20 protein-coding genes are annotated in these 18,222 nt (G+C 64.7%); 12 read left to right on the forward strand and 8 right to left on the reverse strand.

Features of this window, described 5'->3' with window-relative positions; translation table 11 throughout:
- Window positions 1-140 precede the first annotated feature (140 nt).
- The 4 genes from DB708_RS06265 to DB708_RS06280 all read left to right on the forward strand — a co-directional run bounded on the left by DB708_RS06265 (window position 141) and on the right by DB708_RS06280 (window position 4,168).
- Window positions 141-1,010 (forward strand): cutinase family protein, encoded by an 870-nt coding sequence (locus DB708_RS06265; RefSeq protein ID WP_108921084.1) that lies wholly within the window; start codon window positions 141-143, stop codon window positions 1,008-1,010.
- 30 nt (window positions 1,011-1,040) lie between these two features.
- Window positions 1,041-1,703 (forward strand): cutinase family protein, encoded by a 663-nt coding sequence (locus DB708_RS06270; protein WP_108921085.1) that lies wholly within the window; start codon window positions 1,041-1,043, stop codon window positions 1,701-1,703.
- Between the two features lie 84 nt (window positions 1,704-1,787).
- The gene (locus DB708_RS06275; RefSeq protein WP_409347561.1) at window positions 1,788-2,456 is read left to right on the forward strand and encodes a cutinase family protein; all 669 of its coding nucleotides are present in this window, start codon (window positions 1,788-1,790) and stop codon (window positions 2,454-2,456) included.
- A gap of 77 nt (window positions 2,457-2,533) precedes the next feature.
- Window positions 2,534-4,168, forward strand: a complete 1,635-nt coding sequence (locus tag DB708_RS06280; RefSeq protein ID WP_108921087.1) for a purine-cytosine permease family protein — start codon at window positions 2,534-2,536, stop codon at window positions 4,166-4,168.
- Here DB708_RS06280 and truA read toward each other — a convergent pair.
- The 8 genes from truA to infA all read right to left on the reverse strand — a co-directional run bounded on the left by truA (window position 4,165) and on the right by infA (window position 8,749).
- Window positions 4,165-5,085, reverse strand: coding sequence for a tRNA pseudouridine(38-40) synthase TruA (gene truA, locus DB708_RS06285; protein ID WP_108921088.1), 921 nt, complete (start codon window positions 5,083-5,085; stop codon window positions 4,165-4,167). The genes DB708_RS06280 and truA overlap by 4 nt on opposite strands.
- A complete protein-coding gene (rplQ, locus tag DB708_RS06290) occupies window positions 5,003-5,608 on the reverse strand; it encodes a 50S ribosomal protein L17 (protein WP_108921089.1) in 606 nt (201 codons plus the stop codon). The genes truA and rplQ overlap by 83 nt, the downstream gene beginning before the upstream one ends.
- A gap of 58 nt (window positions 5,609-5,666) precedes the next feature.
- Window positions 5,667-6,710, reverse strand: a complete 1,044-nt coding sequence (locus DB708_RS06295; RefSeq protein WP_108921090.1) for a DNA-directed RNA polymerase subunit alpha — start codon at window positions 6,708-6,710, stop codon at window positions 5,667-5,669.
- 83 nt (window positions 6,711-6,793) lie between these two features.
- Window positions 6,794-7,399, reverse strand: a complete 606-nt coding sequence (rpsD, locus tag DB708_RS06300; RefSeq protein WP_108921091.1) for a 30S ribosomal protein S4 — start codon at window positions 7,397-7,399, stop codon at window positions 6,794-6,796.
- A 10-nt stretch (window positions 7,400-7,409) separates the two neighbouring features.
- Entirely contained in the window at window positions 7,410-7,829 is a 420-nt protein-coding gene (gene rpsK / locus DB708_RS06305) for a 30S ribosomal protein S11 (protein ID WP_108921092.1), read from the reverse strand.
- A 6-nt stretch (window positions 7,830-7,835) separates the two neighbouring features.
- Window positions 7,836-8,210: a 30S ribosomal protein S13 gene (rpsM, locus tag DB708_RS06310; RefSeq protein WP_066818322.1), complete on the reverse strand. Its 375-nt coding sequence runs from the start codon at window positions 8,208-8,210 to the stop codon at window positions 7,836-7,838.
- Between the two features lie 170 nt (window positions 8,211-8,380).
- Window positions 8,381-8,494 (reverse strand): 50S ribosomal protein L36, encoded by a 114-nt coding sequence (rpmJ, locus tag DB708_RS06315; protein WP_003879483.1) that lies wholly within the window; start codon window positions 8,492-8,494, stop codon window positions 8,381-8,383.
- A gap of 33 nt (window positions 8,495-8,527) precedes the next feature.
- Entirely contained in the window at window positions 8,528-8,749 is a 222-nt protein-coding gene (gene infA, locus DB708_RS06320; protein ID WP_003418601.1) for a translation initiation factor IF-1, read from the reverse strand.
- Between the two features lie 258 nt (window positions 8,750-9,007).
- Between infA and DB708_RS06325 the strand changes: the two genes are divergently transcribed.
- The 8 genes from DB708_RS06325 (at window position 9,008) to DB708_RS06360 (ending at window position 18,194) form a co-directional block, all read left to right on the forward strand.
- Window positions 9,008-10,684 (forward strand): NAD(P)/FAD-dependent oxidoreductase, encoded by a 1,677-nt coding sequence (locus DB708_RS06325; protein ID WP_108921093.1) that lies wholly within the window; start codon window positions 9,008-9,010, stop codon window positions 10,682-10,684.
- Entirely contained in the window at window positions 10,681-12,192 is a 1,512-nt protein-coding gene (locus DB708_RS06330; protein WP_108921094.1) for an ATP-binding protein, read from the forward strand. The genes DB708_RS06325 and DB708_RS06330 overlap by 4 nt, the downstream gene beginning before the upstream one ends.
- Before the next feature lie 38 nt (window positions 12,193-12,230).
- Window positions 12,231-13,082: an LLM class F420-dependent oxidoreductase gene (locus DB708_RS06335; RefSeq protein WP_108921095.1), complete on the forward strand. Its 852-nt coding sequence runs from the start codon at window positions 12,231-12,233 to the stop codon at window positions 13,080-13,082.
- 22 nt (window positions 13,083-13,104) lie between these two features.
- On the forward strand, window positions 13,105-13,971 hold the full coding sequence (locus DB708_RS06340; protein WP_108921096.1) for an LLM class F420-dependent oxidoreductase: 867 nt from the start codon (window positions 13,105-13,107) through the stop codon (window positions 13,969-13,971).
- A gap of 26 nt (window positions 13,972-13,997) precedes the next feature.
- On the forward strand, window positions 13,998-14,993 hold the full coding sequence (gene rfbB / locus DB708_RS06345) for a dTDP-glucose 4,6-dehydratase (RefSeq protein WP_108921097.1): 996 nt from the start codon (window positions 13,998-14,000) through the stop codon (window positions 14,991-14,993).
- A gap of 1 nt (window position 14,994) precedes the next feature.
- Window positions 14,995-15,606 (forward strand): dTDP-4-dehydrorhamnose 3,5-epimerase, encoded by a 612-nt coding sequence (gene rfbC / locus DB708_RS06350; RefSeq protein WP_108921098.1) that lies wholly within the window; start codon window positions 14,995-14,997, stop codon window positions 15,604-15,606.
- Window positions 15,607-15,803: 197 nt separating this feature from the next.
- Window positions 15,804-16,934, forward strand: coding sequence for an acyltransferase family protein (locus DB708_RS06355; protein WP_108921099.1), 1,131 nt, complete (start codon window positions 15,804-15,806; stop codon window positions 16,932-16,934).
- Window positions 16,935-17,117: 183 nt separating this feature from the next.
- Window positions 17,118-18,194 carry an acyltransferase family protein gene (locus DB708_RS06360; protein ID WP_108921100.1) on the forward strand — a complete coding sequence of 359 codons (1,077 nt, stop codon included), beginning with the start codon at window positions 17,118-17,120 and terminating at the stop codon, window positions 18,192-18,194.
- Window positions 18,195-18,222 lie beyond the last annotated feature (28 nt).

The following is an 18,222-nucleotide window of genomic DNA, read 5'->3' on the forward strand; positions in this document are numbered from 1 at the left end:
TCGGCACCCCCGTCGCCGGTTATTCACAGGCGCACACGTTTCGGAAGGTCTCAAAATGGGTAAAATTACCGCGTGATTTTTCACCGCAGTAAAATTACCGCGTGATTTTTCACCGCATTCGTACCCGTCGGGCGGGCAGCGTGCGGTTAGCCGGTCGCTGGCTCGGCCTGGGCGCTGCCGCCCTGGTCGCGGCCTCGGGCCTGCTCGCCACGCCGAGTCCCCCGACCGCGCACGCCTTCGATTGCCCCGACGTCGAGGCCATCTTCGCCCGCGGCACCAATGAGCCGGCCGGCCTGGGCCGCGTCGGCGACGCCTTCGTCGACTCGCTGCGCCAGCAGACCGGCGGATTGAACATCCTGCCCTACGGCGTGAACTATGCCGCCAGCAAGCTGCAGCTGCACGGCGGCGACGGCGCCAACGACACCATCGACCGCGTCAAGAAGAGCGTGGAGACCTGCCCGAACACCAAGATCGTGCTGGGCGGCTACTCCCAGGGCGCGTCGGTGATGGACATCGTGGCCGGCGTCCCGATCGGCGGCATCAGCTGGGGCAGCGCGCTCCCGGCGCAGTACGCCAACAACATCGTCGCCGTCGCCACCTTTGGTGACGTGGCCGACCGCGCCGGCGGGACGCTGCCCAGCCAGAGCGCGATGCTGGGCTCCAAAGCGATCGACCTGTGCAACCCCAACGACCCGATCTGCCACTCCGGCCCCGGCAACGAGTGGAGTGGGCACACCGAGGGCTACGTCCCCGTCTACACCACTCAGGCCGCGGCGTTCGTCGCATCCAAACTGGTCGGCACCGGACAATCGGTGCCCGGATACGGGCCGTCGGTCCCGGGCGCTGGCCCGCAGACCCCCGGCTACGGCCCGCAGACGCCCGGGCAAGCGCCCGGCCCCGTCCCGCAGACTCCTGGCCCGCTGACCCCGGGATACGGCCCGCAGACGCCCACCCCGTCGGTACCCGGCCCGACCTCGCCGCAGACCGACGTGGTTGCTGCAGTTCACTGACGCACAGTCAGTAACACGTACCATCGCGGCATGAGCCTTGCCGCAAAAAGACCGCGGGCGCACAGATACCCCAGCTTGGCGGCCATCGCACTGCTCGCGGCGGCCACCATGCTGTTCGCAGCCCCGCTGATCCCGCGGGCGTCCGCATCGTGCCCGGACGTCGAGGTGGTATTTGCCCGGGGCACCAACGAGCCGCCCGGCGTCGGGAAGGTGGGCGGAGCCTTCATCAACTCCCTGCGCCAGCAGACCAGCCGAAATGTGGGGGCATACGGGGTCAACTACCCCGCCAACGACGACTTCCTGGCCGCCACCGACGGCGCGAACGACGCCAGCGGCCACATCCAGCACATGGCCGACGCCTGCCCCAACACCACGCTGGTGCTCGGCGGCTACTCCCAGGGCGCCGCGGTGATGGACATCGTCACCGCCGCCCCGCTGCCCGCCCTCGGCTTTCACGAGCCGCTGCCGGCCAACGCCGCCGATCACGTCGCCGCGGTCGCCCTGTTCGGGAACCCGTCGGGGCGGGCCGGCGGTCTGATGAGCGCGCTGAGCCCGGATTTCGGCGGCAAGATCATCAACCTGTGCAACCGGGGCGACCCGATCTGCTCCGACGGCAACTCATGGCAAGCCCACCTCGGCTACGTGCCCGGATTGACCAACCAAGCCGCACATTTCGTCGCCGGCAAGATGTAGCGACGCAAAGATCCGGTCACATCGGGGTCGCACAGTGGTCACAGCCGTTCACTAGCGCCCGACGAAAATGCGTACCATCGGCTGATGGGGGTTGGACAGATGGGTAGCAAGTTTGCCGGAGTAGCGGGTGCCGCTGCGCTCACCGGGACGTTGATGATTGCCCCGACCGTGGCTTTGGCTCCGGTCGCATCGGCCGGGCCGGCGTGTCCGGGCGCCGAAGTGGTGTTCGCCCGGGGCCGTGAGGAACCGCCCGGCGCCGGGTTGGTGGGCGACGCGTTCGCCAATTCGCTGCGCTCCAAGACGCAGCTGCCGGTCGGCGTCTACGGGGTCAACTACCCCGCCGACGTCGATCCCGCCAAGGGCGCCATCGACATGAGCTCTCATGTTCAGTACATGGCGAAACACTGCCCCAACACCCGCGAGGTGCTCGGCGGCTATTCGCTCGGGGCCGTGTCGGCCGACCTGGTGGTCGCGGTGACGCAGCCCTCGTTCGGGTTCAAGAACCCGCTGCCGCCGGGCATGGATCAACACGTCGCGGCCGTCGCGCTGTTCGGCAACGGCACTCAGCGCGTACTCGGCCCGGTCCCCAGCTTCAGCCCCGCCTTCGCCGGTAAGACGATCGAGGAGTGCGCGCCCGGCGACCCGATCTGTTCGGGCACCGGCAAGGCGGTATGGGCCTCGCATCTGCAGCCCTCCTACATCGACTCCGGGCTGGTGGATCAGGCGGCGGCCTTCGCTGCCGGCAAGCTGTAGCCGTGATCCACAGGCGCACAGGCAATTCTAAGACGCCCCAAGTGGCGGTGGCGGTCGCGTGACCGCAGAATACTGTCGTGACGACCACCGCCGCGACCGATCGCGACACATTGCCGGCCACCCGGGAAACGCTCGAAGACTACACACTTCGCTTCGCTCCGCGTAGCTACCGCCGGTGGTCTACGGCGGTGGTCGGGATCTCGGCGCTGGGCGGCATCGCGTATCTGGCCGACTTCGCGATCGGCGCCAATCTCGGCATCACCTATGGCACCTCAAATGCGTTGTGCGGGATTGGGATCTTCGCGGTGGTGATCATCGCGACCGGACTCCCCCTGGCCTACTACGCCGCGCGCTACAACATCGACCTGGATCTGATCACCCGCGGCAGCGGTTTCGGCTATTACGGCTCCGTGGTGACCAACGTGATATTTGCGACGTTCACGTTCATCTTCTTCGCACTCGAAGGCTCGATCATGGCGCAAGGTCTGCGGCTGGGTTTGCATGTTCCGCTGTGGCTCGGTTACGCCTGCTCCACGCTGGTCATCTTCCCGCTGGTGATCTACGGCATGAAAGTCCTTTCGCAGCTGCAGCTTTGGACAACTCCGCTGTGGCTGCTGCTGATGGTCGCCCCGTTCATCTATCTGGTCACCAGCCATCCGGAATCCGTCGGCGAGTTCTTCTCCTACACCGGTAAGCAAGGCCACGGCGGCGTGGACGCCGGGTCGGCCTTGCTGGCCGCCGGTGTCTGCCTGGCGCTGATCGCCCAGATCGCCGAACAGATCGACTACCTACGGTTCATGCCGCCGCGCACGCGAAAGAACTCGCGCAGCTGGTGGACGTGGGTGCTGTTGGCCGGCCCCGGTTGGGTGTTGTTCGGCGCGATCAAGCAGATCGTCGGGCTGTTCCTGGCCGTGTATCTGGTCTTTCATTTGGCGGGTTCGATTTCGATCGCGAATCAGCCGGTGCACCAATTCGACGAGATCTACGGTAATTTCATGCCGGACTGGCTGGCTCTGACGCTGGCGGTGATCCTGGTGGTGCTCAGCCAGATCAAAATCAATGTGACGAACGCGTATTCGGGTTCGCTGGCGTGGACCAACTCGTTCACCCGGATCACCAAGCACTATCCGGGCCGCGTCGTCTTCCTCGGCGTGAACCTGACGATTGCGCTGATCCTGATGGAAGCCAACATGTTTGACTTCCTGAACACGATCCTGGGTTTCTACGCGAACTGCGGCATGGCGTGGGTGGTGGCGGTGGCTTCCGACATCGTCTTCAACAAGTACTTGCTGGGGCTCTCGCCGAAGGCACCCGAGTTCCGCCGCGGCATGTTGTACCCGGTCAACCCGGTCGGCTTCGGCTCGATGCTGCTGGCCGCGGGGCTCTCGATCGTCGCGTTCTTCGGCGGCCTGGGTGAGGCGTTGCGACCGTATTCGCCGTTGGTGGCCATCATCGTCGCGTTGGTGATGCCGCCGATCCTGGCGATCGCGACCCGGGGCCGCTACTACCTGCGGCGCACCCACGACGGCATCGAGCTGCCGATGTACGACGAGCACGGTAACCCGACGGCCGATCAATTGACTTGCCACGTCTGCAATCACGACTTCGAACGCCCCGACATGCTGGCTTGCCAGGCCCACGACGCATACATCTGTTCGCTGTGCCTGTCCACCGACAAGCACGCCGAGCACCTGCTGGACGCCCGAGACTAGCGGGTGCGCAGATCCCGGGTGATCAGGATGCGCGATGCGAGCTGGTCGTCGGGCGGATAATCCACCCCCACCAACGTCAGGCCCTGCGCCGGCGCGGCCGCGAAATCGCTGGATCGGTTTGTCGCGCTGAGCAATTCACCACACCACTGTGGCGTGCGCCGACGCTCACCGACGGCCAGCAGCGCCCCAACCAGTGAGCGCACCATCTGCCAGCAGAACGCATCAGCGCTGACGTGAGCGGTGATCAGATCGCCCTCGCGCGTCCAGTCCAGTCGCTGCAGGTCGCGAATCGTGGTGGCACCGGGGCGATGACGGCAGAAGGCGGCAAAGTCGTGCAGCCCCAGCAGGTCTTGTGACGCGACGCTCATCGCGTCCACGTCCAGATCACGGGGCCAGGCGGTGATGTAGCGCGCCTGCTGCGGCTGCACGCCGTAAGCCGCTGTCGACAACCGGTACTCGTAATGACGCCGCAGTGCCGAGAATCGCGCGTCGAAACCCGATGGGGCGCACGCAATTCCGAGCACCCGAACGTCGGTGGGCAAAAGGCGGCTCAGGCGGCGCAGCAGCGGCAGGAATTCCGGATCGCCGGCGCGCGGGGAGCGTGGATAGGCATTCGGCAAGGCGGCGGCGGGCACATCGACGTGGGCCACCTGTCCGGTGGCGTGCACTCCGGTGTCGGTGCGCCCGGCCGCCCACAGCCGTACCGGCGTGCGGAAAACCGTCGTCAGCGCATCGTCGATAACGCCGGCGACAGTGCGCTGTCCGGCTTGAGTTGCCCAGCCCGCGAAATCGGTTCCGTCGTAGGCAATGTCGAGCCTAAGACGGACGTCTTCGCTACTTGTCGGTGGACTCGTCACCCTCGTCGGCGGCCTCAGCCTCGGGCTCCTCGGCCGCTTCGGCCTCGGCGGCAGGCTCAGCTGCCTCGGTGGTCGTCTCTTCGGACTCGGCTTCGGTTACCTCGGCCTCCACGACCTCGGCCTCTTCGGCCTCAGCCTCTTCGGCCGGTACCGCCGCCGCGGCAGGTGCTTCAGTCTTCTTCGAAGACTTCACCCGACGCGCGCGGTCGGCCTCCGACGTCACGGTCTTTTCCTGCACCAGCTCGATCACGGCCATCGGGGCGTTGTCGCCCTTGCGCGCCTCGACCTTGATGATGCGGGTGTAGCCGCCGTTACGATCGGCGAAGAATGGTCCGATCTCCGCGAAAAGGGCGTGCATGATGTCCTTGTCGCGGATCTTCTTCATCACCTCTCGGCGATTGTGCAGCGTGCCCTTTTTCGCGTGCGTGATCAGCTTCTCCGCGTACGGCCGCAGCGCACGTGCCTTCGGCTCGGTCGTTTTGATGCGACCGTGCTCGAACAGCGACGTGGCCAGGTTGGCCAGCAGAGCCTTCTGGTGCGAAGACGACCCGCCGAGGCGAGGGCCCTTGGTGGGCTTGGGCATTGCGCTATCTCCTAATTGGGGCCGGCCCCCGTATCAGGTAGGGCCGGGACGGAATTCTCTAGAGTTGTTCGGTTTCGGCGTAGTCCTGGTCGTCATAAGCACCCTCGGTGGACCAGGTGCCGGTGGCGACGTCGTAACCCGCGACCTCCGACGGGTCGAAGCTCGGCGGGCTGTCCTTGAGCGACAGGCCCAGCTGATGCAGCTTGACCTTCACCTCGTCGATGGACTTCTGGCCGAAATTGCGGATGTCGAGCAGGTCGGACTCGGTGCGGCTCACCAGCTCTCCGACGGTGTGCACACCCTCGCGCTTGAGGCAGTTGTAGGACCGCACGGTCAGGTCCAGGTCGTCGATCGGCAGCGCGAACGAGGCGATGTGGTCGGCCTCGGCCGGCGACGGCCCGATCTCGATGCCCTCGGCCTCGACGTTGAGTTCGCGTGCCAGACCGAACAATTCGACCAGGGTCTTACCCGCCGACGCCAGGGCGTCACGGGGGGTGATCGAATTCTTGGTCTCGACGTCCAGGATCAGCTTGTCGAAGTCGGTGCGCTGCTCGACCCGGGTCGCGTCCACCTTGTAGGTGACCTTGAGCACCGGCGAGTAGATGGAATCGACTGGGATGCGGCCGATTTCGGCACCGGAAGCGCGGTTCTGCACGGCCGGCACGTAACCACGACCACGCTCGACGACGAGCTCGACCTCGAGCTTGCCCTTGTCGTTCAGCGTCGCGATGTGCATGCCGGGGTTGTGCACCGTGACGCCGGCCGGCGGCACGATGTCACCCGCGGTGACCTCACCCGGGCCCTGCTTGCGCAGGTACATGGTGACCGGCTCGTCCTCCTCGGACGACACGACCAGACCCTTGAGGTTCAGGATGATGTCAGTGACATCCTCTTTGACGCCGGGCACGGTGGTGAACTCGTGCAGCACGCCGTCGATGCGAATGCTGGTGACGGCCGCGCCGGGGATCGACGACAGCAGCGTCCGCCGCAGCGAATTGCCAAGGGTGTAACCGAATCCCGGCTCCAGCGGCTCGATGACGAACTGGGACCGGCTGTCGGTGAGGATTTCCTCGGCCAGTGTGGGTCGCTGAGAAATCAGCATGGTGTTTCTTTTCTCCTTCTCGGCACCCGCTATTTGATGCCGTTAGGTGTTCCGCCACTGCGGGTGCAGTGGCGGAAGTCGTGTTACTTCGAGTAGTACTCGACGATGAGCTGCTCAGTGAGTGGCACGTCGATCTGTGCCCGCTCGGGCAATTGGTGGATGAGGATGCGCTGACGCTCCCCCACCACCTGCAGCCAGCTCGGGAGCGGACGGTCGCCCGCCGTCTCCCGCGCGATCTGGAACGGCACGGTGTTCAGCGACCCCTCCCGCACGTCGATGATGTCGTACTGCGACACCCGGTAGCTGGGCACGTCGACGTGCACGCCGTTGACGCTGAAGTGGCCGTGGCTGACCAGCTGGCGGGCCATCCGGCGGGTACGCGCCAGCCCGGCGCGGTACACGACGTTATCCAGCCGGCTCTCGAGGATCTGCAGCAGGTTCTCACCTGTCTTGCCGGAGACGCGGTTGGCCTCTTCGTAATAGCGGCGGAACTGCTTTTCCATCACGCCATAGGTGAAGCGGGCCTTCTGCTTCTCCTGCATCTGCAGCAGGTATTCGCTTTCCTTGATCCGCGCGCGGCCGTGCTGGCCGGGCGGGTAGGGACGCTTCTCGAACGCCTGGTCGCCACCGACGAGGTCGGTGCGCAGCCGGCGCGACTTGCGAGTGATGGGTCCGGTGTAACGAGCCATGATTCTCCTCCTAGACCCTGCGTCGCTTGGGCGGGCGGCAGCCGTTGTGCGGCTGCGGGGTGACATCGGAGATCGCGCCGACCTCCAGGCCCGCGGCCTGCAGCGAACGGATGGCGGTCTCGCGGCCCGAACCCGGGCCCTTCACGAACACGTCGACCTTCTTCACTCCGTGCTCCTGGGCCTTGCGAGCGGCGTTCTCGGCAGCCAGCTGCGCCGCGAACGGAGTCGATTTCCGCGAGCCCTTGAAGCCGACGTGGCCCGACGACGCCCACGCGATGACGTTGCCCTGTGGGTCGGTGATCGTCACGATCGTGTTGTTGAACGTGCTCTTGATGTGCGCCGCGCCGTGCGGGATGTTCTTCTTTTCCCGCTTGCGGGTCTTCTGCCCCTTCTTAGGGGCCGACGCTGCTGCCTTCTTGGCTGGTGGCATGGTCGGTTACCTGGCCTTCTTCTTGCCGGCGATGGTGCGCTTGGGGCCCTTGCGGGTACGCGCGTTGGTCTTGGTCCGCTGGCCACGCACCGGCAGGCCGCGACGGTGCCGCAGACCCTGGTAGCAGCCAATCTCGATCTTGCGGCGGATGTCTGCCTGCACCTCGCGGCGCAGGTCACCCTCCACTTTGAGGTTGGCTTCGATGTAGTCACGCAGATGGGTCAGCTGGTCGTCGCTGAGGTCCCTGGTACGCAGGTCCTTGTCGATCCCCGTTGCTTCCAGAATCTCGTTGGAACGGGTGCGGCCGACACCGAAGATGTAAGTCAGCGCGATCTCCATCCGCTTATCACGCGGCAGATCGACGCCTACTAGTCGAGCCATAGGTGGCGTTTCCTCTTTTTCTAGGCGGAGGTCTTATCCCAGTCCGTTCCCGATGTGTCGGGGCCCGGCCTCCGACCGGGCGTGGGTGAGCGGTCCATCTCTATAGATGCCAGCCGCTCAGTGGTACTGGGAGGTCTGCATTCAGTTGTGGGTATTGCTCAGCCTGGCTGTTAGCCCTGGCGCTGCTTGTGGCGCGGATCGGAGCAGATCACCATGACCCGCCCGTGCCGACGGATCACCCTGCACTTATCGCAAATCGGCTTCACGCTGGGGTTGACCTTCACGGCTTTTCGATCCTGTTCTCGTCTGTTGGTTGGTTACTTGTACCGGTACACGATGCGGCCCCGGGACAGGTCGTAGGGAGACAACTCCACCACCACCCGGTCCTCGGGCAGGATGCGGATGTAGTGCTGCCGCATCTTGCCGCTGATGTGGGCAAGCACCTTGTGACCGTTTTCCAGCTCAATGCGGAACATCGCATTGGGCAGCGGCTCGACCACCCGGCCCTCGACCTCGATGGCGCCGTCCTTCTTGGCCATAACTTCTCGTCAAATCCTCGTCGTTTAGTTTCGTGTTCGTCTGCGCCAACAACGGCACAGCATTCACACCGACTTTGGAACGTGAGCCGGTGACAGGAAATTCCTCGGGAACGGACACACAAAAAAGCCGGCGCGGAATGACGCACCGTCGGTCCATGTTACCCGCTGGAACGGTGTGGCCAAAATCCGCGATCAGAGCGCTCGCGCGCCCCACCTCGGCCCACCATACCGGGCCTGACAAGCGCATACTTGACCCCGATGACACGTCCCTTTGATGGCGCCGCGCAGTCGCGTAAACCGGTGATCCTTACCGTCGACGACGATCCCGCGGTATCCCGCGCCGTGGCCCGGGACTTGCGGCGCAAATACGGCGAGGATCACCGCATCGTGCGCGCGGAGTCGGGCGCCGAGGCGCTCGACTCCCTCAAGCAGCTCAAACTGCGCGGGGAAACGGTCGCGGCACTCGTCGCTGACTACCGGATGCCGCAGATGACGGGTATCGAGTTCCTCGAGCATGCGATGGACCTGTACCCGTCGGCGCGGCGCATCCTGTTGACCGCCTACGCCGACACCCACGCCGCGATCGATGCGATCAACGTCGTCGATCTCGACCATTACTTGCTCAAACCATGGGATCCGCCGGAGGAAAAGCTCTACCCCGTCATCGACGCGCTGCTGGAAGCCTGGCGCGCGGCGCCCGACCACCCCATCCCGCACACCAAGGTGATCGGGCATCGGTGGTCGGCGCGGTCCTGGGAGGTCCGCGACTTCCTAGCGCGCAATGGGCTGCACTACTCCTGGTTCATGGCCGACGAACCCGAGGGCGAGCGGCTGCTCAACGCCGCCGGCGCCGACAGCCTGCGGCTGCCCGTCGTGGTCACCGAACACGGCGACCCGCTGGTGGAACCGTCCGATGCGGAACTGGCCGACAAGCTGGGGTTGACCACCACGCCGTCGCAGGAGTTCTACGACCTAATCGTCATCGGCGGCGGTCCCGCGGGACTGGCCGCCGCGGTCTACGGCGCGTCGGAAGGCCTGCGCACGGTGCTCATCGAGCGCACCGCGACCGGCGGCCAGGCCGGACAGAGCTCGCGGATCGAGAACTACTTGGGCTTTCCGGACGGGGTCTCGGGTGGCCAGCTGGCCGAGCGGGCGCGCCGGCAGGCCGAGAAGTTCGGCGCCGAGCTCATCACCGCCCGTAAGGCGATCGCCCTGGAGGTGAACGGACCCAAGCGCACCGTGCGGTTCGCCGACGGCGGCTTCGTCGACGCGCACGCGGTCATCCTCGCCACCGGCGTCGCCTACCGAAATCTCGACGCCGAGGGGTGCAACGAGCTGACCGGCTGCGGCGTCTACTACGGTGCGGCCATCTCCATCGCGTCGGACTGCGAGGAGGAAGAGGTCTACGTGATCGGCGGGGCCAACTCCGCGGGTCAGGCCGCGATGTACCTGTCGCGGACGGCCAAGTCGGTCAACATCGTGGTGCGCGCCCCGTCGTTGCAGGCGTCGATGTCGTACTACTTAATCCAGCAGATCGAGGCGAACCCCAAGATCAATGTGCTGACCTGCACCGAGGTGCAGCGCGCCACCGGCGACGGCCACCTGGAGAAGCTGACGCTGGTCAACAACCGGACCGAGGAAATCGAGGAAGTCTCCTGCGCCCGGATGTTCATCTTCATCGGCGCCGCCCCGCGCACCGACTGGCTGGACGGGGTGCTCGCCCGCGACGACCACGGCTTCATCCTGACCGGCCCGGATCTGCGCAACGTGTGCGGCTGGACATTGGATCGCCCACCGCATCACCTGGAAACCAGCGTGCCGGGCGTGTTCGCCACCGGCGACGTCCGCTCCACGTCTGCCAAACGGGTGGCGGCCGCCGTCGGTGAAGGGTCGATGGCCGTGATGCTGGTCCACCGCTACTTGGCGGAATCATGACCGCCAACATGCCGTGTCAGCCCGACGAGCTGCGCAGCCTGTTCCTGTTCGAGGCCCTGACCGACGAACAGCTCGCGGTGTTGTGCAGCCAGGGCCACATCGAGGACTACCAGCCGGGCCCGATCTGCGTCGAAGGCGAACCGGCGACGTGCTTTTACGTAATGATCTCCGGCGAGCTGATGATGTCCAAGCTCTCCGGCGGGCAGGACATCGAAACCAATCGCACCTCGCAGCGCGGCGTCTACTGCGGCGCGTGGCGGGCGTTCACCGGCGGGAAGCAGAAGAACTACGACGCCTCGGTCCACGTGACCAAGCCGTCGCGCTTCTTCGTGATGGACGCGCCCGTCTTCGCCCAGTTCATGCGCGACCAGTTCCCGATGGCAGTCCACCTGCTCGACGGCATCGCCGTCGGCACCGACCGGACCCGCCGGATCATCGACAACCGGGAGAAGCTCCTGGCGCTGGGCCGGCTCTCGGCCGGGCTGACCCATCAGCTCAACAACCCGGCCGCGGCGATCTCTAGGGCCGCGTCGGATCTGCGCGAGCGAGTGGCCAATATGCGGCACAAGCTGGCCATGCTTGCCGACGGCACCGTCTCACCCGAGGCGCTCAGCGCCCTGGTGCGCCTGCAAGATCGGGTCGCCGAGCAGGTCGCCAAAGTCGCGTCGCAGCACTTGAGCGCGATCGAGACCTCCGACCGTGAAGACGCCGTCGGCGACTGGCTGGACGACCACGGCATCGACGGCGGCTGGGACATCGCGCCGACGTTCGTCGAGGGTGGCATCGACACCGATTGGCTGGAGCGGATTTCCACGGTTACCGAGGAACTCGCGTCGACATCGCTGGAGCAGGCGATCCGATGGATCAACTACACCATCGAAGGCGAACTGCTGATGAACCAGATTCTGGAAGCCAGCAAGCGGATTTCGGCGCTGGTCGCCGATGCCAAGCAGTATTCGCAAATGGATAGGGCGCCATTCCAGGTGACCAACGTGCACGACCTGCTGTACAGCACGCTGGTGATGTTCGCCGACCGGTTGACCAAGGACACGGACAAGGACTCCAAGGCGATCAACGTCGTCAAGGATATCGACAAATCACTTCCCGAAATCCCTTGCTATCCAGCAGATCTCAACCAGGTGTGGACCAACATCATCGACAACGCGATCGCCGCGATGCGTGACACGGGTGGCACGCTGACCGTCCGCACCTGCCGCTACGGCGAGAACATGGCCCGGGTCGAGATCTGTGACACCGGGCCGGGAATCCCCGCAGAAATCCGCGAGCACATCTTCGAGCCGTTCTTCACCACCAAACCGTTCGGCGAAGGCACCGGCCTCGGGCTTGACCTCGCCTTCAACATCGTCGTGAAGAAACATCACGGGGATCTGCGGGTGGAATCGAAGCCCGGCGATACCCGGTTCATCGTGCTGCTGCCGCTGCAGCGCCCGGCCGCTGCGGATGTCGCCGCCACGGACGACGACATCGAGGAAGCCGACTCGCAATAGCGAGGAATAGCGTCACGATCGGCGCGGTTTGAGACGTCATGACCGATGCAGCTGCAAGCAAACCCAATCTCGGCCGGTTCGGATCGTTCGGACGGGGCGTAACGCCCCAGCAGGCCAAAGAAATCGAGTCCCTTGGCTACGGAGCCGTCTGGGTAGGGGGTTCCCCGCCCGCTGAGCTGGCGTGGGTGGAGCCCATCCTGAAAGCGACGACCACGTTGCAGGTGGCCACCGGAATCGTGAACATCTGGACCGCGCCCGCCAAGGAGGTAGCCGAGTCGTTCCACCGGATCGACAAGGCGTACCCGGACCGCTTTCTGCTCGGTATCGGTGTCGGCCACCGCGAGGTGATCAGCGAATACCAGAAGCCCTACGACGCGCTGGTGGAGTACTTGGACCGCCTTGACGACTACGGGGTGCCCGCCCATCGCCGGGTGGTGGCCGCCCTGGGCCCGCGCGTGCTGGGAGTCTCGGCGCAACGCAGTGCGGGCGCGCACCCGTATCTGACCACTCCGGAGCACACCGCGCACGCACGTGAGCTGATCGGCCCGTCGGCGTTTCTGGCGCCCGAGCACAAGGTGGTGCTGACGACCGACGCCGACGCGGCCCGCGCAGTCGGGCGCAAGGCCCTGGACATGTACTTCAACCTGGTCAACTACCGCAACAACTGGAAGCGGTCGGGCTTTGCCGACGACGAGGTCGTGCGGCCGGGCAGCGACCGGCTGGTCGATGCGGTGGTGGCCTACGGCACCCCCGACGCGATCGCCGCACGGCTTAACGAGCACGTCGCGGCCGGTGCCGACCATGTGCCTGTGCAGGTCCTGACCAAAGATGAAAACCTGGTCTCGGCACTTGCCGAATTGGCGGGGCCGCTTGGACTGAACCGCTCGTAACCAACCGCGGAGGGGAACCTCGATGAACGACGCCGCAGCACTGAAGCCCAACCTCGGCCGCTATGGTGCGTGGCTGCCCACTCGTTCGGTGACACCCGAGCTGGCGGCCAAGATCGAAGCGCTCGGGTACCCGAGCGCTTGGATCGGCGGATCGCCGGACGCCGAACTGGCTTGGGTGGAACCGGCTTTGGCGCAGACCAGCTCGCTGCAGCTGGCCACCGGCATCGTCAACATCTGGACGGCGGCCGCCAAACCCGTCGCCGAATCCTTCAAGCGCATCGAAAGTGCTTACCCCGGAAGGTTTTTGCTTGGCCTCGGAGTTGGCCACCCCGAACACACCCAGGAGTACGTCAAGCCTTACGCCGCGCTGGTCGGTTACCTCGATGCTCTCGACGAGGCGCTGGTGCCGACCAGCCGGCGGGTGCTCGCCGCGCTCGGGCCCAAGGTGTTGGCGCTGTCCGCGGAGCGCAGCGCCGGGGCTCACCCGTACCTGACCACACCGGAACACACCGCCAAGGCGCGCAAACAGCTGGGCAATTCGGTGTTCTTGGCCCCGGAACACAAGGTGGTGCTGACGACCGACCGCGACGAAGCGCTTGCCGCCGGCCGCGGGCTCGTCGAGCACTATCTGGGGCTGAGTAACTACGTCAACAACTGGCTGCGACTGGGGTTCACCGAGGACGACGTGCGCAAGCCGGGCAGCGACCGGCTGATCGAGGCGGTGGTGGCCTACGGCACCCCGGAGACCATCGTGAAACGACTCAACGAGCACCTCGAGGCCGGCGCCGACCACGTCGCGATCCAGGTGCTGGGCGGCTACAACGAAGAGACACTGCTGCCTGCGCTGAGTGAACTTGCCAAGCCGCTTGGGCTGACCCCCGCAAGCTGATCGCGACCCTCGGATAGGGTTTGACCATGCAACTGCTGGTCACCGGTGGCGCCGGTTTCATCGGCGCCAATTTCGTGCACAGCACCGTGCGCGAGCGTCCCGACGTTTCTGTGACGGTGCTCGACGCCCTGACATATGCAGGACGGCGCGAGTCGCTGGCCGACGTCGACGATGCCATCAGGCTGGTCGAGGGCGACATCACCGACGCCGAGCTGGTGTCCCAGCTGATCGCCGAATCGGACGCGGTCGTGCATTTCGCCGCCGAGAGCCACGTCGACAACGCGCTGGACAACCCCGAGCCGTTTCTGCACACCAATGTGGTCGGGACGTACACAATCCTGGAGGCGGTGCGGCGCCGTGGGGTGCGGCTGCACCACATCTCGACCGACGAGGTCTACGGCGACCTGGAACTCGACGACCCCCAGCGGTTCACCGAGTCGACGCCCTATAACCCGTCGAGCCCCTACTCGGCCACCAAGGCCGCCGCCGACATGCTGGTCCGGGCCTGGGTACGGTCGTACGGCGTGCGCGCAACCTTGTCCAACTGCTCCAACAACTACGGGCCGTATCAGCACATCGAGAAGTTCATCCCGCGGCAGATCACCAATGTGTTGACCGACAGACGGTGCAAGCTGTACGGCGCCGGCGCCAACGTCCGCGACTGGATCCACGTCGACGACCACAACAGTGCGGTCTGGCAGATCCTGGACAAGGGTCAGATCGGAAAGACCTACCTGATCTCCGCCGAGGGCGAGCGCGACAACCTGACCGTGCTGCGCACGGTGCTTGCGCTGATGGGTCGCGAACCCGACGACTTCGACCATGTCACCGACCGCGTCGGTCACGACCTGCGCTACGCCATCGACCCGTCCCTGTTGTATGACGAATTGCACTGGGCGCCAAAGCATACCGACTTCGAAGAGGGATTGCGCGAGACTATTGACTGGTATCGGGCCAACGAATCCTGGTGGCGTCCGCTCAAAGACGCTTCGGAAGCCCGTTACGAAGAACGAGGGCAGTGAGATGGATGTTCGCGAACTCAAAGTGCCCGGGGCTTGGGAGATCACTCCGAAAGTTCACGGCGATTCCCGCGGCATCTTCTTCGAATGGCTCAAAGACAGCGATTTCAGCTCCGTCACCGGTCATGGGTTGAATGTGCAGCAGGCCAATTGCTCGGTGTCGTCCGCCGGCGTCCTGCGGGGTATTCACTTCGCCCAGGTGCCCCCTAGCCAGGCCAAATATGTGACCTGTGTGAGCGGCGCGGTATTCGACGTGGTGGTCGATATTCGGGTGGGCTCTCCGACGTTCCTCCAGTGGGACGCGGTGCTGCTCGACGACAAGGATCACAGAACGATCTACGTCTCGGAAGGTCTTGGGCACGGTTTCCTTGTTCTGCAGGATAATTCGACGGTGATGTATTTGTGCTCGGCGGAATACACCCCACAACGCGAACACACCATCCTTGCCACCGACCCGGCGCTGGGCATCGACTGGCCGCTGGTCGATGGAGCCGCACCCAGCTTTTCGGACCGCGATGCCGCCGCCCCCAGCTTCGACGAAGTGCGCGCGGCGGGTCTACTGCCCAGCTGGGACGAGACGCAGAAGTTTGTCGCGGACCTGCGCGGTCACGCCTGAGGCAGCAGCGCTACGAATAACGCAAGACAACCGGCCATCAGGCTTTCCACGTTGTCGCCACCCGCCCTTAGCGAAACAGCGACATCGGGTTGGTATTAAACCCGAGATTGTCGGGGGTTCATCGGCTACCTTGGGCATTCCGTGCGGAAAATCTGCCCGACTGCGCGGGGGGTCGACAACAGATACGGATAGTGCAGATGAAGCTTGCGGAGGTCTTCAATCCCCGATGTAACGCGCTGAACCTTTTTCGGTTGGGGCTGGCCTCCGAGGTCATGCTGTTTCACTCCTGGCCGATCACGGGCCACATGCCGCCGCACGCACTGCTCCAGCTGATGTTCGCGGTCGGTGTTGACGGGTTCTTTGCGATCTCGGGATTCCTGATCACCGCAAGTTGGCTCCGCGACCCGCGCGTCCGCGACTATCTCACCGCCCGAGCTCTACGCATCCTGCCCGGGCTCTACGTCTGCCTGATCATCACCGCGTTCGTGTTCGCCCCTCTCAGCGTCGCGGTTCAGGGTGGTTCGCCCGCGAAACTACTGCTGTCCACCGCGCCGTTCGAATATGTCTTGAAAAACGCCACTCTGGTGTCGGTGCTTCAGTTCGATGTCGCCGGGACGCCGCTGCAGGTCGCATCGCCGGGAGTCTGGAACGCTTCGCTGTGGTCCCTCATCTGGGAAGTCCTGTGTTACTTCATGGTTGCCGTTATCGGCATCCTCGGCCTCGCCAATCACCGATGGGTTACACCGGCGATCCTGGCGCTCGCGGTCGTTGCAGCGATGTTCTTGCCGCCGCTTACCTTCCCCGGGTCATGGACCATCCCTCAGCTCGCGGTGCGCTCGGCCATCATGTTTTCCGCCGGCGCCCTGATGTATCAGTGGAAAGACGTGATTCCCGCCCGCTGGTCCCTCGTCGCTGCGAGCGTGGTCGTCGTCGTCGCCGCGAGCGTCCTGTTGCCCGATTACCGCGTGGTCGCCGCCCTTCCGCTGGCATATACCGTCATCGTTTCGGGTTCGCTGATCCGCAACACACGCACGACATTGCGTACGGACCTGTCCTACGGCGTCTACATCTACGCATTTCCGACTCAGCAGCTGCTGGTCGTGCTTGGGCTCGGTGGCCTGCACCCGGCCGTGTTCTTCGTCGTCGCACTTTGCACTACCCTGCCGCTGGCCGCGATGAGCTGGTTCAGCATCGAAAAGCCCTCGATGGCGCTGAAGTCTCGTCTTAAACAGAAGTGGTCTGCTCGAGCCCGCCCCCAAGCTGACGCCCCCTCGGTGGCGGACCCCACTGCCGGGCAGTCGACTCCAGGTAGCCATGGCACACGGTAGCCCGGCCGGCCTGCACTCAAACGAAACCGGTTCGGCTCTGAACAGTCCAAGTCCGGCCGATCCTGGTGGTGCCGCGGTAGAAAACGGCGGCGCCACTCCGGTGACGCGAGTGCAAACAAGGGGCGAATACGCTTAGATGCAAAGACGAATAGCGCCGGGAACACGGACGACTGGTGACAGCCTTTGAAACTCGGGCAAGTACTTGATCCGCGAAGAAATGCGTTGAATGCGTTGCGGCTAGCCATGGCCGCCGAGGTGATCCTCTGGCACTCCTTCGCCGTCACGGGTCGCATCCCGCCGTCCGCGCCGGTACGCCAATTACTGTTCGGGGTGGGGGTCGACGGATTCTTTGCGATCTCGGGGTTCCTCATCACCCGGAGTTGGGTCAACAACCCCAACGTCCGTGACTATCTCATAGCTCGGATTCTTCGCATCCTGCCCGGGCTCTACGTCTGCCTGGTGGTGACCGCGTTTGTCATCGCACCGATTGGCGTGGCGATTCAAGGTGGTTCGGCCGCAAAGTTACTCATGTCCCGCGCGCCATTCGAGTTCGTGTTGGAAAACAGCGCGGTAGTGGTGCTCAAGTTCGATGTCGGTGGAACGCCGACCGGAATCCCGTATCCGGGTTTGTGGAACGGTTCGCTGTGGACCCTCATCTATGAGGTGCTGTGCTATGTCGCGGTTCTGCTTCTCGGACTTGCGGGACTGGCTCGTCGCCGCTGGACCTCTGCGGTGGTGTTCGTACTAGCGTTGTGTTTGGCTGCGTCGCTTCCGCCCATGACATTCCCGGGGACGTGGACCAATCAGCAGTGCATTGCCCGCTTCGCCATCATGTTCGCGGCCGGCGCACTGCTGTATCAATGGAAAGACGTGATTCCCGCCCGCTGGTCGCTCGTCGCGGTGAGCATGGTCATGGTTCTCGCGGCCGGCCTACTGCCCGACTACCGTCTGCTTGGCGCTATTCCGCTGGCGTACGCCCTCATCGTTTCCGGCGCGCTCATCCGCAACAAGTACTTGAGGTTGCCGACGGATCTGTCCTATGGCACCTACATTTACGCATTCCCGATCCAACAGCTGCTGGTTATCTGCGGTCTTGCCAGTCTGAATCCATTCGTGTTCGCGATCGTCGCGACGATCGCTACCATGCCGATGGCCGCACTGAGCTGGTTCCTGATAGAGAAGCCGTCGCAGTCGCTGAAAGCGCGACTCAAGCGCAAGCGGTCCGGCGCTGAGCTCACCGAAGTCAGGCGCCCCGCCTAGTCGCTGTCGTTGCTGTGCCAAAGCCTCT

It is taken from the genome of Mycobacterium montefiorense, from assembly GCF_003112775.1.
Taxonomy (GTDB): Bacteria; Actinomycetota; Actinomycetes; order Mycobacteriales; family Mycobacteriaceae; genus Mycobacterium; species Mycobacterium montefiorense.

What these genes read in the sequence shown, in the direction of transcription:
- DB708_RS06270 (WP_108921085.1), top strand. Translation starts at nt 1,041, where the DNA reads ATGAGCCTTGCCGCAAAAAGACCGCGGGCGCACAGATACCCCAGCTTG.
- DB708_RS06275 (WP_409347561.1), top strand. Translation starts at nt 1,788, where the DNA reads ATGGGGGTTGGACAGATGGGTAGCAAGTTTGCCGGAGTAGCGGGTGCC.
- rplQ (WP_108921089.1), bottom strand. Translation starts at nt 5,608, where the DNA reads ATGCCCAAGCCCACCAAGGGCCCTCGCCTCGGCGGGTCGTCTTCGCAC.
- DB708_RS06295 (WP_108921090.1), bottom strand. Translation starts at nt 6,710, where the DNA reads ATGCTGATTTCTCAGCGACCCACACTGGCCGAGGAAATCCTCACCGAC.
- rpsD (WP_108921091.1), bottom strand. Translation starts at nt 7,399, where the DNA reads ATGGCTCGTTACACCGGACCCATCACTCGCAAGTCGCGCCGGCTGCGC.
- rpsK (WP_108921092.1), bottom strand. Translation starts at nt 7,829, where the DNA reads ATGCCACCAGCCAAGAAGGCAGCAGCGTCGGCCCCTAAGAAGGGGCAG.
- rpsM (WP_066818322.1), bottom strand. Translation starts at nt 8,210, where the DNA reads ATGGCTCGACTAGTAGGCGTCGATCTGCCGCGTGATAAGCGGATGGAG.
- infA (WP_003418601.1), bottom strand. Translation starts at nt 8,749, where the DNA reads ATGGCCAAGAAGGACGGCGCCATCGAGGTCGAGGGCCGGGTGGTCGAG.
- DB708_RS06325 (WP_108921093.1), top strand. Translation starts at nt 9,008, where the DNA reads ATGACACGTCCCTTTGATGGCGCCGCGCAGTCGCGTAAACCGGTGATC.
- DB708_RS06330 (WP_108921094.1), top strand. Translation starts at nt 10,681, where the DNA reads ATGACCGCCAACATGCCGTGTCAGCCCGACGAGCTGCGCAGCCTGTTC.
- DB708_RS06335 (WP_108921095.1), top strand. Translation starts at nt 12,231, where the DNA reads ATGACCGATGCAGCTGCAAGCAAACCCAATCTCGGCCGGTTCGGATCG.
- DB708_RS06340 (WP_108921096.1), top strand. Translation starts at nt 13,105, where the DNA reads ATGAACGACGCCGCAGCACTGAAGCCCAACCTCGGCCGCTATGGTGCG.
- rfbB (WP_108921097.1), top strand. Translation starts at nt 13,998, where the DNA reads ATGCAACTGCTGGTCACCGGTGGCGCCGGTTTCATCGGCGCCAATTTC.
- rfbC (WP_108921098.1), top strand. Translation starts at nt 14,995, where the DNA reads ATGGATGTTCGCGAACTCAAAGTGCCCGGGGCTTGGGAGATCACTCCG.
- DB708_RS06355 (WP_108921099.1), top strand. Translation starts at nt 15,804, where the DNA reads ATGAAGCTTGCGGAGGTCTTCAATCCCCGATGTAACGCGCTGAACCTT.